The 11781-nt window shown below is 59.7% G+C and carries 14 protein-coding genes; 4 read left to right on the plus strand and 10 right to left on the minus strand.

Annotated features, from left to right (window positions below; translation table 11 throughout):
* The first annotated feature begins 7 nt into the window (after positions 1-7).
* Positions 8-538: a gamma carbonic anhydrase family protein gene (locus HB780_RS17070; protein ID WP_183694018.1), complete on the plus strand. Its 531-nt coding sequence runs from the start codon at positions 8-10 to the stop codon at positions 536-538.
* On the opposite strand, the gene HB780_RS17075 is transcribed toward HB780_RS17070, so the two are convergent.
* Genes HB780_RS17075 through HB780_RS17085 form a run of 3 tightly spaced genes read right to left on the minus strand, consistent with a single transcriptional unit; the run spans position 535 to position 2601 of the window.
* On the minus strand, positions 535-933 hold the full coding sequence (locus tag HB780_RS17075) for a Fur family transcriptional regulator (protein ID WP_183694021.1): 399 nt from the start codon (positions 931-933) through the stop codon (positions 535-537). The genes HB780_RS17070 and HB780_RS17075 overlap by 4 nt on opposite strands.
* Entirely contained in the window at positions 930-1757 is an 828-nt protein-coding gene (gene znuB, locus HB780_RS17080) for a zinc ABC transporter permease subunit ZnuB (RefSeq protein WP_183697195.1), read from the minus strand. Before znuB ends, HB780_RS17075 begins: the two co-directional genes overlap by 4 nt.
* On the minus strand, positions 1750-2601 hold the full coding sequence (locus HB780_RS17085) for an ATP-binding cassette domain-containing protein (RefSeq protein WP_183694023.1): 852 nt from the start codon (positions 2599-2601) through the stop codon (positions 1750-1752). Before HB780_RS17085 ends, znuB begins: the two co-directional genes overlap by 8 nt.
* A 105-nt stretch (positions 2602-2706) precedes the next feature.
* On the opposite strand from HB780_RS17085, the gene HB780_RS17090 reads away from it, so the two are divergent.
* The 3 genes from HB780_RS17090 to HB780_RS17100 all read left to right on the plus strand — a co-directional run bounded on the left by HB780_RS17090 (position 2707) and on the right by HB780_RS17100 (position 5128).
* Positions 2707-3642, plus strand: coding sequence for a zinc ABC transporter substrate-binding protein (locus HB780_RS17090; protein WP_183694025.1), 936 nt, complete (start codon positions 2707-2709; stop codon positions 3640-3642).
* Between the two features lie 92 nt (positions 3643-3734).
* On the plus strand, positions 3735-4940 hold the full coding sequence (gene zigA, locus HB780_RS17095) for a zinc metallochaperone GTPase ZigA (protein ID WP_183694028.1): 1206 nt from the start codon (positions 3735-3737) through the stop codon (positions 4938-4940).
* Positions 4937-5128, plus strand: coding sequence for a hypothetical protein (locus HB780_RS17100; RefSeq protein WP_183694031.1), 192 nt, complete (start codon positions 4937-4939; stop codon positions 5126-5128). The genes zigA and HB780_RS17100 overlap by 4 nt, the downstream gene beginning before the upstream one ends.
* A gap of 10 nt (positions 5129-5138) precedes the next feature.
* On the opposite strand, the gene HB780_RS17105 is transcribed toward HB780_RS17100, so the two are convergent.
* From HB780_RS17105 to HB780_RS17135, 7 genes are all read right to left on the minus strand, one after another.
* Positions 5139-5873 carry a PAS domain-containing protein gene (locus HB780_RS17105; RefSeq protein ID WP_183694034.1) on the minus strand — a complete coding sequence of 245 codons (735 nt, stop codon included), beginning with the start codon at positions 5871-5873 and terminating at the stop codon, positions 5139-5141.
* A gap of 272 nt (positions 5874-6145) precedes the next feature.
* Positions 6146-7078, minus strand: a complete 933-nt coding sequence (locus tag HB780_RS17110; protein WP_183694036.1) for a lipid A biosynthesis lauroyl acyltransferase — start codon at positions 7076-7078, stop codon at positions 6146-6148.
* A gap of 5 nt (positions 7079-7083) precedes the next feature.
* Positions 7084-8112 carry a zinc-binding dehydrogenase gene (locus HB780_RS17115; protein ID WP_183694039.1) on the minus strand — a complete coding sequence of 343 codons (1029 nt, stop codon included), beginning with the start codon at positions 8110-8112 and terminating at the stop codon, positions 7084-7086.
* A 158-nt stretch (positions 8113-8270) separates the two neighbouring features.
* Complete coding sequence (locus HB780_RS17120; RefSeq protein WP_183694042.1) at positions 8271-9557, minus strand: beta-ketoacyl-ACP synthase; 1287 nt, start codon at positions 9555-9557, stop codon at positions 8271-8273.
* Between the two features lie 12 nt (positions 9558-9569).
* On the minus strand, positions 9570-10775 hold the full coding sequence (locus tag HB780_RS17125) for a beta-ketoacyl-ACP synthase (RefSeq protein ID WP_183694044.1): 1206 nt from the start codon (positions 10773-10775) through the stop codon (positions 9570-9572).
* 43 nt (positions 10776-10818) lie between these two features.
* Positions 10819-11292: a 3-hydroxyacyl-ACP dehydratase FabZ family protein gene (locus HB780_RS17130; protein ID WP_183694047.1), complete on the minus strand. Its 474-nt coding sequence runs from the start codon at positions 11290-11292 to the stop codon at positions 10819-10821.
* Positions 11293-11413: 121 nt separating this feature from the next.
* The gene (locus tag HB780_RS17135) at positions 11414-11698 is read right to left on the minus strand and encodes an acyl carrier protein (RefSeq protein ID WP_183694050.1); all 285 of its coding nucleotides are present in this window, start codon (positions 11696-11698) and stop codon (positions 11414-11416) included.
* Positions 11699-11781: the final 83 nt, after the last annotated feature.

Here is an 11781-nt window from a genome sequence, read left to right on the forward strand (position 1 = left end):
GGACAGCATGCCGCTCTATGCCCTTTCCGGCCTGGTGCCGAAAACGCCCCAACCCGGCCTCTACTGGATCGCGCCGGATGCCACTGTCATCGGCAAGGTCGAGCTTGGCGAGGATGTCGGCATCTGGTTCGGCGCGGTGCTGCGCGGAGACAATGAGCCAATCGTTGTTGGCAAGGGCACGAACATCCAGGAAGGCGTGATGGTGCATACCGATCCGCGCTTTCCTGTCACCATCGGCGAAGGCTGCACCATCGGCCATCACGCCATCATCCACGGCTGCACCATCGGCGACAATTCGCTGATCGGCATGGGCGCAACCGTGCTGAATGGCGCAAAGATCGGCAACAACTGCCTGGTCGGCGCCAATGCGCTGGTGACCGAAGGCAAGGAGTTTCCAGATGGCTCGCTGATCGTCGGCGCGCCAGCCAAGGCGATCCGCGTGCTGGACGAAGCCGCCATCGAGGGCCTGCGCCGCTCGGCTCGCAATTATGTCGCCAACTGGCAGCGTTTTGCGCGGGACTTGAAACGCCTAGATTAGGCCGCGCAGCTCGCGCAATGGCCGCGGATTTCGATGGTCGACTTCTCCGCCTTGAATTTCTGCGATTTCAGCCAGCCCATCAGCCGATGGTCCACCTCATGGTCGTGGAATTCGGTCACCTGGCCGCAGCTCTCGCAGATGGCGAAGGCGACCAGGCCGTGGCTATGGCAATTTTCATGCGGATGGGCGCAGGCGACGAAGGAGTTGATGCTCTCCAGCCGGTGCACCACGCCATATTCCAACAGCTTGTCCAGCGCCCGGTAGACCTGTAGCGGCGCACGGAAGCCACTGTCACGCAGCTTGTCGAGGATAGTATAGGCGCTGACCGGCCCCTCCGCCTTGGTCAGGACATCGAAAACAAGGGTCTGGTTCTTCGTGAGCATCGGAGTGGTCATGATTCCTGTCCTCCTTGTTGCGCCGCCGGCGCGCTACCCCTGCGAACAAGGGGCAGCAGACTGAAGATAAATAGGATAAGCGCCGCGACCACGATCGACGGGCCGGACGGCGTGTCGTAGCGCAGCGACCCGAACAGGCCGCCGACAACGGCGACTGCGCCGACGAGCGAGGCCAACACCGCCATCATCTCCGGCGTCGCGGAAAAACGGCGCGCGGTGGCGGCCGGAATGATCAGCAGCGCGGTGATCAGCAAAATGCCGACGATCTTCATGGCGATGGCAATGACGACAGCCATCAGCAGCATGAAGAACAGCTTCGCCCGTTCAGGCTTCAAGCCCTCGGCCTCGGCCAGCTCCGGATTGACCGTGGAGGCAAGCAGCGGCCGCCAGAGCCAGGCAATCGCCGCCAAGACGAAGATGCCGCCGCCCCAGATCATCGCAATATCCGTGCGGCTGACGGCGAGGATGTCGCCGAACAGAAAGGCGATAAGATCGATCCTGACCCAGCTCATGAAAGCAACGATGACGAGGCCGATCGCCAGCGTCGCATGCGACAGAATGCCGAGCAAAGCATCCGCCGATAGCGCCTGCCGGCGCTGGAGGAAGAGCAGCAGGATCGAGACGGTGGCCGCGACCGCAAAGACGGAAAGCGTCAGATTGAGCTGAAACAGCAGCGACAGCGCCACGCCGAGCAGCGCCGAATGCGAGATCGTATCGCCGAAATAAGCCATGCGCCGCCAGATGATGAAGCAGCCGAGCGGACCGGTGGTCAGCGCCAGCCCGACGCCGGCGACGACGGCGCGCAGGAAGAAGTCGTCAAACATGACGCTCTCCCTCGGCGTGATGATGGTCGTGATCGTGGTCATGATGGCCGTCATCAGCATGGCAATGATCGGTGATCGTGCCGTCCGCATGCTGCACTCGGCCATCCGGCAGATGCGTATGGTCGTGATCATGGCTGTAGATCGCCAGCGACTGTGCCGCCCGCGTGCCGAACAACCGGACATATTCCGGGCTCTGGCTCACCGCCTGCGGCGTGCCGCGGCAGCAGACATGGCCGTTCAGACAGACAACCGTATCGGTCTCGGCCATGACCACATGCAGATCATGCGAGATCAGCAGAATACCGCAACCTTCGGAATTGCGGATCGATTTGATCAGATCATAAAGCGCAATCTCGCCGCTGAAATCGACACCCTGAACCGGCTCGTCCAGCACCAAAAGGTCCGGCTTACGAGCAATAGCACGTGCCAACAGCGCCCGCTGAAATTCACCGCCGGACAGATGTTGTACTTCAGCCTTGGCTAGATGAGCGATACCCACCGCCTTCAGCGCGCCTCTCAATTCGGACTCGGGTAGTGGCCCGGTCAAGGTCATCAGTCGGTGGACGCTGAGCGGCAGTGTCCAGTCGATGGCAAGATTCTGCGGGACATAACCGACCTTGAGGCCTGCAATACGCTCGACGCTGCCTTCATCCGACTTCAACACACCGATCGCCGCTTTGGCGCTGGTGGATTTGCCGGAACCGTTTGGACCAATCAGCGTGACGATCTCGCCGCGGCTCACCGAAAAATCGACGCCACGCACCAGCCAGCGGCCGCCACGGCGAACGCCGACCTCATGGAGCGACACCAGCGGCCGTCTCTGATTGTCCACGGAAGAAAGCATGAAATTTCCACTTGCGCTGTTGCGCCTTGCTATCGCACACGTTATAGCATAACGCAATTGATGTAATAACATAACAGACCCATTCAAGGGCGATCGCGCGTAACCATGATAAAGACCATCCTCCCCCTCGCCGCTTCTCTGCTGTTCTCCGGATTTTTTGCGGCCGCCGCAACGGCCGCCGATGCTCCGGATGTGGTGGTGTCGATCAAGCCTATCCACTCCCTCGTGGCCGCAATCATGGACGGGGTCGGTACGCCTGATTTGATCGTCGATGGCGCCGCCTCGCCGCATACCTATGCGCTGAAGCCCTCCAACGCGAAAGCGCTGGAAGCCGCCAAGGTGGTCTTCTGGGTCGGCCCCGGTATGGAAGCCTTCCTGGAAAAGCCGCTTTCGGCTCTCAGCGCGAATGCCCTTGTGGTCGAACTCGACAAGGCGCCCGGCATTACCAAGCTGAAGTTCCGCGAGGGCGGCGCCTTCGAAGCGGATGATGATGGTGACGAACCGGCGGATCATGACCACGATCACGGTGAATTCGACACGCATCTCTGGCTCGATCCGCACAATGCGAAGGCGATGACGGCCGAAATCACCACCACTTTGGTCGCGGCCGACCCTGCCAATGCGCTGACCTATGAAGCCAATCAGAAGGCACTGGACGACAGGCTGGACGCGCTCGACGCGGAAATCGTCTCGACCCTCGCCCCGGTGAAGAGCAAGCCTTTCATCGTCTTCCATGACGCCTACCAATATTTCGAGCACCGATACGGCGTACGTGTCGCCGGCTCGATCACGGTCAGCCCGGAGAGCATTCCCGGCGCGCAGCGGATATCGGAGATTCATGGCAAGGTCGCCGAACTCGGCGCCACCTGCGTCTTCGCCGAGCCGCAATTCGAACCGAAGCTGGTCAACGTCGTCCTGGAGGGTACATCCGCGAAATCCGGCGTGCTTGACCCGGAAGCGGCAACCCTGCGGCAAGGCCCTGATCTCTATTTCGACATGATGCGCGGCATCGCCAACTCCTTGAAGACCTGCCTCTCCTGAGACAGGCCCTATAGCGCCGAAAAAAGCGAGCTATCTGCTCGCTTTTTTCAAACCCATATATGTAATAGTATTACATTACAAAAGAGGTTGCCATGAACAAGAAGCTCCCGGTCACCGTCCTCTCCGGCTTTCTCGGTGCCGGCAAGACGACGCTGCTCAATCATATCCTCAACAATCGCCAAGGCCTGCGCGTCGCCGTTATCGTCAACGACATGAGCGAGGTGAATATCGATGCCGCTCTGGTGCGCGACGGCGGCGCCAATCTCTCGAGAACCGAGGAACAGCTTGTCGAGATGACCAATGGCTGCATCTGCTGCACGCTGCGCGACGACCTGCTGAAGGAAGTGCGCCAGCTCGCCGCCCAGGATCGCTTCGACTACCTGCTGATCGAATCGACCGGGATCGCCGAACCCCTACCCGTCGCCACGACCTTCGAGTTCCGTGACGAAGACGGCAATAGCCTTTCCGATGTCGCCAAGCTCGACACCATGGTCACCGTCGTCGACGCCGCCAACCTGCTGGCCGATTACGGTTCGACCGACTTCCTTGGCGATCGTGGAGAAACCGCCGGCGATGGCGACAACAGGACCATCGTCGATCTCCTCGTCGAGCAAATCGAATTCGCCGACGTCGTCATCCTCAACAAGGTTGGCGCGGCAAGCCCTGAGCAGCAGGATGCCGCCCGTAAGATCGTCGTTGGCCTCAATCCGGAGGCACGTCTGATCGAGACCGACTTCGGCAAGGTGGAGCTGGCGGAAGTTCTCGGCACTGGCCGCTTCGATATCGACCGCGCCGAGACGCATCCGCTCTGGTACAAGGAATTGCACGGTTTCAAGGACCATGTTCCGGAGACGGAGGAATACGGCATAAGCTCCTTCGTCTACCGCGCGAAGAAGCCGTTCGATCCCATGAAATTTCAAGAGTTTCTCAATCGCTCATGGCCTGGTGTCGTACGCGCCAAGGGCTTCTTCTGGCTCGCGACCCGCCCGCATTATGTCGGCGAAATGAGCCAGGCTGGTGCACTGGTGCGCACAGCCAAGATCGGCCTCTGGTGGGCCGCCGTACCGCAGGAGCAATGGCCGAGCGATCCCGCCTTCAAGCGCGCCATCGGCCCCTATCTCGACCCGACCTGGGGCGATCGCCGCCAGGAACTGGTCTTCATCGGCGCCGATCCCATGGATCAGCAAAAGATCACCGCGGAACTGGATGCCTGTCTGATCGAAACAGACGGATTCACGCCCGAGCGCTGGAGGAACCTGCCGGACCCATTTGCAAGCTGGAACAGGCCAGCCGCATGAGCAAACCGCAAGCCATCAACTTCCGCTGCTTCTGCTTCGAATGCGAAGCGGAAGACGGCGAGAAAGGACCAGTGACAGCAATCCCGAAAGCCGCTTCAACGGCTTTCGATCATCAAGAGGCAAATGTTGACAAACCGGCGGCCCGCAAATTTGCGGGCACGCTCGAACGTTTGTTGTTCGGAGCCTGAAACGGCGTGATCAAGCCACCAGCATGTTGGCTGGAACGACACTGACTTCATGCACAACCAGCAACGCACCGATCACCTCGCCTCTGGGCTTGGTGGCCCGCAAAGGCGTCATACGGCAATGCAGGGTCTTGCCGGCATCCGTCGGATGCTGGGCCGGATAAAGGCAATCGACCGTCTCTCCGGCAAGGCATGCATCAAGCTTGCTCCTGAAACTACTCTCGAAGCATTCGGAGCCGATAAATTCAGCAAGGTGCCGCCCGACCAACTCGATCGGCCTCGACTTCAGGAATTCCGAATTGGCGGCATTGCTATAGAGATAACGATAATCACGCGTGATGACGGCGACGCGATCCGGCAAGCTATCGAGAATGACGTCGTTCAGAACGTTGTCCTCGTCGAAACCCGAGGCCTCGCTCTCATGCTCGTCTCTCTCCGTGGAGAAAGCCATCAGCACATCCGCCGCAGCATCGCCGGCGCCGCCAAAATAGCTATCGATCAGCAACGACAACGACGCTGAATTACGCAACACACGCGAACGGTCATCCGATTCTTCGCGAATGAGATTGCTCATGAATTGGAGCTGCATATACATTTCAAGAAGACTGTTAGCTTTGTAGGCCATAATAGCCGCTATCAGCGGCTCCAATTCGCGATCAAGAGAACCAACCAGTTCATCATCACCCAGCTTGATCGCACGTTGGATCTGGGCGCATTTCGTGGAGAAGGCATGAAAGAGTGCCAGCAAATTGCCCTCCTGCCCTTGCCCATAAACAAATATCGGGCCTCATTCCCGACACCATCATGACCAAGGATTTTCAGCTTGGTGTCCGCAATCTCACCAAACTTTCTGTAAATTGAAATAACATGACTTACCCTCACGTTCAATCCTATGATGAATGGAAGTTCTCGGAAAAGGCGAATTTTTCGAAAGCTTAGGCTTACCCAAGGTCAGGGGCAGGACCTATTGGGGTTAAAAGTGGTTCATTTCGGCACAAACCACTCTGTTTCGCTAATATTTTAGAAAACAGACTTTTTGATATTCCAGCGGTCGTGATACCAAAGCCACTGTTCGGGATACTCCCTCACCCAGCTCTCAACCTTGTCGTTCAGCATTTGCGCGGTAGCGGGCAAGTCCAGGTTTCCACGCTCGTCGCGAGGCATTTCCAGCCTCGGCTCGATCTCCAGACGATAGCGATTGCCCGGCAAACGTATGCATCGAGCCGGATAAACCTCGCAATTGAACTGCCGCACCAGCTTCGGCAAAAGCGGATTGGTCTTGACATCGCGACCGAAAAACAGGGTCTTCAGCCCTTTGCGGAACTTCTGGTCGACCAGTACGCCAACCCCGCCACCATCCTCCAATTGCCGGGCCAGGGTAAAGGACGATCCGGCATGCGAAGGCACGAGGCTGCCCATGCGCTTGGCGCGAAAATCGAAGACTTTCTGTGCCACATAGGGATTATTGGGCGGTCGAAAGAGCACGGTGACCTTCAGTCCGAAGGCCGCGCCGGCCACCGGCAACAACTCGAAGTTGCCCGTATGCCCGGTAAAGACGATGAATGGCCTAGGGTTCTCCCGCAGGTCGAGAAAGATCGGAATACCCGACACTTCGATACGGCCCGGCTCGTCGCGAGATGGATCAAAATCGAACAGCCGGTCGAGGAAAACATACTCCGCCGCCAGCCGCCCCATATTGCCCCAGCTCGCCAATGCTATCTCAGCGATCTCCACTTCGCTCTTCTCAGGAAAAGCATTGCGAAGATTGGTCAGCATCAGCTGGTGCCGGCGCATGCGCGGCCCGATTTTGCGGGTCAGCCAGTCGGAAAAATTGATGCCGCCATCAGCCGGAAAGATTTTCAGGAAGTTCAGGAACCCGAATATGATCTGCGCCACCAGCCACTGTTGGAAGTTTCTGAGCGCAATGACGATCCGGGTGATGACGAGCTTCACGCCGGTCAATCCATCTTGAGGATAATTTTGCCGAAGATCTGGCGCGATTCCATCCGCTCCAGCGCGCGGTCGATATCGCTGAAGCTCACCTCAGTGTCGATCACCGGGTGCACCAGCCCGCGCGCCATCTTCTGCATGGCGTTCGCCATGTTCTCCATGCGGCAACCGAAGGAGCCGAGCAGCTTCAGCTGTTGCTGGAACAGCATCATCAGGTTCATTTCGGCGGAGACCCCCGAGGTCGAGCCGCAGGTGACGAGGCGGCCGCCGCGCTTCATGCAGAGCATGGATCCAGCCCAGGTGTCCTTGCCGACATGTTCGAAGACGACGTCGACGCCCTTCTTCTTGGTCAGCTTGCGCACCACACCTTCAAAACGTTCGGTGCGGTAATTGATAACGTGATCGGCGCCAAGCGCCTTGGCCTTCTCAATCTTGTCGTCGGAACCAACGGTGGTGATAACAGTGCAGCCGATCTTCTTGGCGAGCTGGATCGCCGCCGAGCCGATGCCCGAGCCGCCTGCATGCACGAGGATCGTTTCGCCCGGCTCCAGCTTGGCATTGTCAAACAGCATGTGCTCGACCGTGCCGAAGGTGACGGGCGCGAGTGCCGCGCCGATCGCATCAACGCCGGGAGGAGCCGGAACGAGCAAGCGCGCCGGCAGATTGACCTTCTCCTGCGCAAAGCCGTCGAGATGGAAACCATGCACGCCGCTGACATGTTCGCAGAGATTGTCGCGACCTTCGCGGCAATGGCGGCAAAGACCGCAGGTGCGCGCGCCATAGATCGACACGAGCTGCCCCGGCAGTACATTGGCAACGCCCGGCCCGATCGACTCGACGACACCGGACGCTTCCGCACCGATCACCAGGGGCATCTTGCGCTTGGCAAATGCCATGCCGCGCCAGCCCCAGACGTCGATATGATTGAGGGCGACCGCCTTGACGCGCAGGGTCACCTCACCCGCGCCTGGAGCTTCCGGCTCCGGCAGATCGGTGATCTCAAGTTTGCGGTCGTCGACCAGTTGCAAAGCGCGCATGTCAAAATCCCCCGCCCCTCGGGCGTCTTAAGTCATGATCCTGGAAAGTACGAACCGGTTTTCGGACAGGATCATGCCACATCAAATAGCGCTGGAGCGAGACAACGATTGGAAAATAAGTCGTCTCTCTCCAGTATCTTTTTTCTTCGAAGGTCCGATTAAGCCGGTTCGAGTGCCATGACAAGGCTGGCGTTCTGTCCGCCGAACCCGAAGGAGTTCGAAAGGATGGCGCCAACCTGCTTTTCACGCTTCTGGTTCGGCACGACGTCAAGGATGATCGTCGGATCGGGATTGTTATAGTTGATGGTCGGCGGCAGCGTGCCGGTCAGCATCGTTTGCAGCGAGAACACCGCCTCAACCGCGCCGGCCGCCGTCAGCGTATGGCCGATCATCGACTTGTTTGACGAAACCGGAATGGAGGCCAGTCCCTCGCCAAAGACGGCGGACATGGCACCATATTCCATCTTGTCGTTTTCCGGCGTCGAGGTGCCGTGGGCATTGATATAGCCGATATCGGTCTCGGCCATGCCGGCATCGGCAAGTGCTGCGCGGATCGTCGCGATCGCCGGGCCGCCATCAGGCGACGAGCGGGTGCGATGGAAGGAATCGGCCTTGTCGCCGGCGCCCTTCATGATTCCGAGGATCTTTGCACCGCGGGCAACCGCCGATTCCAGCGATTCCAGCACCAGTGTCGCCGCACCCTCGGCGATGACGAAGCCGTCGCGATCCCTACTGAAGGGCTTCGATGCCTTGGTCGGCGGGTCGTTCTGGGTGGAAAGAGCCGATAGCAGGGAGAAACGGATCAGTGCTTCGGCGCTGAGCGATCCGTCGGTCGCGACTGTCAGTGCCCGCGTCGTGCGGCCCTGGCGAATTGCCTCGATACCGAGCTGGATCGCGGTGACGCCCGACGCACAGGCCGTGGACAGGGTCACCGGCAGGCCGCGCGTGCCGAAACGATCGGCAAGACGCTCCGAAATGGCGCCGAACAGGGCCGCCTCATGGAAGGCCGGATCGGGACGCTGACGCATCGCGGCGAGGAAGCGATCATAGGCGTCACCCGGATGATCGGCCGGCGGCGAACGGTCGGCAAGGGCGAAGCGTGCGCTCCATTCCGGCTCGATCGGCGGCGCAGCCAGGAAGAGCGGCGCATTGAAATCACCGGAAAGTCCAGCCTGGGCAAGCGCCTCGATCGTCGTTTCGCGAGCGAACGCATAGGAGCGCTCGACGGCGTTCGGCGCCGGGATATCGATGAAATCCACCGTGCCGGCAATCCGCGTCGACAGCCCATCGGTCGGAAAGCGGGTGATGTCGTGAATGCCCGAGGTGCCGGAGGAAAGCGCGTTCCAATTGTCCTGCAATCCCTGGCCAAGCGAGGTGATGATGCCCATGCCGGTAACAGCGACGATCGGGCGTCCCAAATGATCCTTGTAGGCGGATGCGGTCATGATTCTAACTCCTCACGCTTCGCCGGACAGTACGGCGATGCCTTCGCCGCGCGCGTGGCCAACGGTCGTCACAACCGCCTTTGTCGCTCCGACCTTCATCGGCTTTTCATGCACGGTATCGAAAGCCGGCACCTTGGCCTTGTTGGCAAGCGCGAGCGCCGCAAAAGCGATCCCCAGCGGAAACTGGCTCTCGAGCCCGTGGCCGGAAACCCCGCCATAGCCGCGAATGGCAGATGCAGGGAGCTGCGCTTCCAACACGGCCTTCTCGCGCGTTGCAAGATCGGCGATCGCCGTCGTACCACAGAAGATGACCGTGTCGTCGCCCTGCGTATCCTTGGCGGGTTCAAGCAGGCGCTCCAGCCGCGCCTCGAGCTTGCCGCCGTCACGGCTGCCGCGATCACCTTCGATCGCGTCGATCGTCGCATAGATGCGCGCGCCGCGTGCTTCGGCATGAGCGCGGGACTCAAGCACGAGGAAGGCACCGAGCGAGCCCATGATTATGCCACCGCCGTTTTCCGGCTTGCGGGACCAGAGCGGATGCCAATCGCCGATCGCATGCGCGTTCACCGACGCGATCAGCAGCATCATGTCCTGCCGCTCGGCCGAAAACGCGCCGCCGACCAATGCATGGCTGGATTCGCCCGACTTGATGCGATGGAAAGCAGTCTCGACGGCCGAAATGCCGGCAGCTTCCTCGCCCATGAAGGTGCGCGACGAGCCCGTCACCTTGTGAACGATCGAAATATTGCCGGCGAGCAGATTGGAGAGCTGCGCCAGGAACAGCGTCGGGCGAAGCTCGGTCGTCAGCTTCTCGTTCAACAGCAGTTCGCGATCGTTGCGCTTCAGGCCCTCATCGACGATCAGCGTATCGACATTCAGGTCGCGCTCGCCGCCGCCGGCGGCCACGATCATGTCCATGCTGCCGCAGGCGTCGAGGTTGTCCTTCAAGCCGGCATCGTCCAGCGCCAGGCCGGCGGTGAAGACGCCGATGCGCTGCCAATTTTCCATCTGCCGCTGATCGCCGCGCTTCTGGATCTGCTGCGACCAATCGATTTCCGGCAACGGATGCACGGGATATGGTTTGAATTTCTCGGTTTCAACGATGGTCGTCGGCGTCTTGTCCGCGGTCAGCAGGGCGACATGCGCATCCTTGCCAACACCCTGACAGGTGACGATGCCGACACCCGTGATCACCACATCATTCTGAGCCTTGCTCATTCATCAATCCTCTAACAATGCGGCGTCATGCAAGCCGGATGCATCAGCCATTGGCGGCGATGGCGTCGAAAAGACCGACCTCGCCTGCCCGCTTGCGCACGATATCGGCGAGCGGCACCTCATTAAACGGCATGGTACGCAGCTTCAACTGCGCATCGCAGATCTTCTTGCCGACAATGGTGATCCGCGCCTTTGTCACCGCGAAGCCCGAGCCGTCATGCTCCAGTTCCGCCTCGATGTCGAGTTCCGCCTCGGGCTCGACAAAGGTGCGCATCTTGGCGCCATCGACCGACATCAGGAACGGCATGGAGGCGAAGTTGGTCGCCGCCAGCACCAGCATGCCCGAAGCCTGGGCCATGGTTTCGATCAGGAGAACGCCGGGGACCAGCGGCATGCCGGGAAAATGGCCTTCGAAAACAGGGCTCTTCGCCGGCACGACCGAATGTGCCTTCAACAGGCCCTTGGACAGATCGACGGACACAACCCGGTCGATCATCTGGAAATATTCCAGCAGCATCAACGCCTCCGATCCTACCCGCTGACCTCTGACGGTCCGGGCAGGATACGATAGTTAAGAATGAAACCGCCCGGCCGCTATAGTCAGGAGCGGCTGGGCGGCAAAAATGCAAAGACGTTGCTCAGCCCTTGGCGGCGCGCAATTCGTCGATCTTGGCGCAGAGATTCTTGAGGACGAAATATTCCTCGGTCGAAGCCTTGCCGTCGTTGACTTCCTGCGTCCACTTTTCCAGCGGAATCTTGATGCCGAATTCCTTGTCGACGGCAAAAACGATGTCCAGGAAATCAAGGCTGTCGATGCCGAGGTCATCGATCGTATGGCTTTCCGGGGTGATCGTTTCACGATCGATTTCGCTTGTCTCAGCGATGATGTCGGCAACTTTGTCGAATGTAGCAGTCACGCCCATACCTCATGAAATAATAATTCAATCCCCCTCATAGGGAAATCCATTCCAAAAGCCAATGGTCTCCACCGGAAACCCCGGCAATT

The sequence above is a fragment of the Rhizobium lusitanum genome, from assembly GCF_014189535.1.
In the GTDB taxonomy this organism is placed as follows: domain Bacteria; phylum Pseudomonadota; class Alphaproteobacteria; order Rhizobiales; family Rhizobiaceae; genus Rhizobium; species Rhizobium lusitanum_C.

What these genes read in the sequence shown, in the direction of transcription:
- HB780_RS17070 (WP_183694018.1), top strand. Translation starts at nt 8, where the DNA reads ATGCCGCTCTATGCCCTTTCCGGCCTGGTGCCGAAAACGCCCCAACCC.
- HB780_RS17075 (WP_183694021.1), bottom strand. Translation starts at nt 933, where the DNA reads ATGACCACTCCGATGCTCACGAAGAACCAGACCCTTGTTTTCGATGTC.
- znuB (WP_183697195.1), bottom strand. Translation starts at nt 1,757, where the DNA reads ATGTTTGACGACTTCTTCCTGCGCGCCGTCGTCGCCGGCGTCGGGCTG.
- HB780_RS17085 (WP_183694023.1), bottom strand. Translation starts at nt 2,601, where the DNA reads ATGCTTTCTTCCGTGGACAATCAGAGACGGCCGCTGGTGTCGCTCCAT.
- HB780_RS17090 (WP_183694025.1), top strand. Translation starts at nt 2,707, where the DNA reads ATGATAAAGACCATCCTCCCCCTCGCCGCTTCTCTGCTGTTCTCCGGA.
- zigA (WP_183694028.1), top strand. Translation starts at nt 3,735, where the DNA reads ATGAACAAGAAGCTCCCGGTCACCGTCCTCTCCGGCTTTCTCGGTGCC.
- HB780_RS17100 (WP_183694031.1), top strand. Translation starts at nt 4,937, where the DNA reads ATGAGCAAACCGCAAGCCATCAACTTCCGCTGCTTCTGCTTCGAATGC.
- HB780_RS17115 (WP_183694039.1), bottom strand. Translation starts at nt 8,112, where the DNA reads ATGCGCGCTTTGCAACTGGTCGACGACCGCAAACTTGAGATCACCGAT.
- HB780_RS17120 (WP_183694042.1), bottom strand. Translation starts at nt 9,557, where the DNA reads ATGACCGCATCCGCCTACAAGGATCATTTGGGACGCCCGATCGTCGCT.
- HB780_RS17125 (WP_183694044.1), bottom strand. Translation starts at nt 10,775, where the DNA reads ATGAGCAAGGCTCAGAATGATGTGGTGATCACGGGTGTCGGCATCGTC.
- HB780_RS17130 (WP_183694047.1), bottom strand. Translation starts at nt 11,292, where the DNA reads ATGCTGCTGGAATATTTCCAGATGATCGACCGGGTTGTGTCCGTCGAT.
- HB780_RS17135 (WP_183694050.1), bottom strand. Translation starts at nt 11,698, where the DNA reads ATGGGCGTGACTGCTACATTCGACAAAGTTGCCGACATCATCGCTGAG.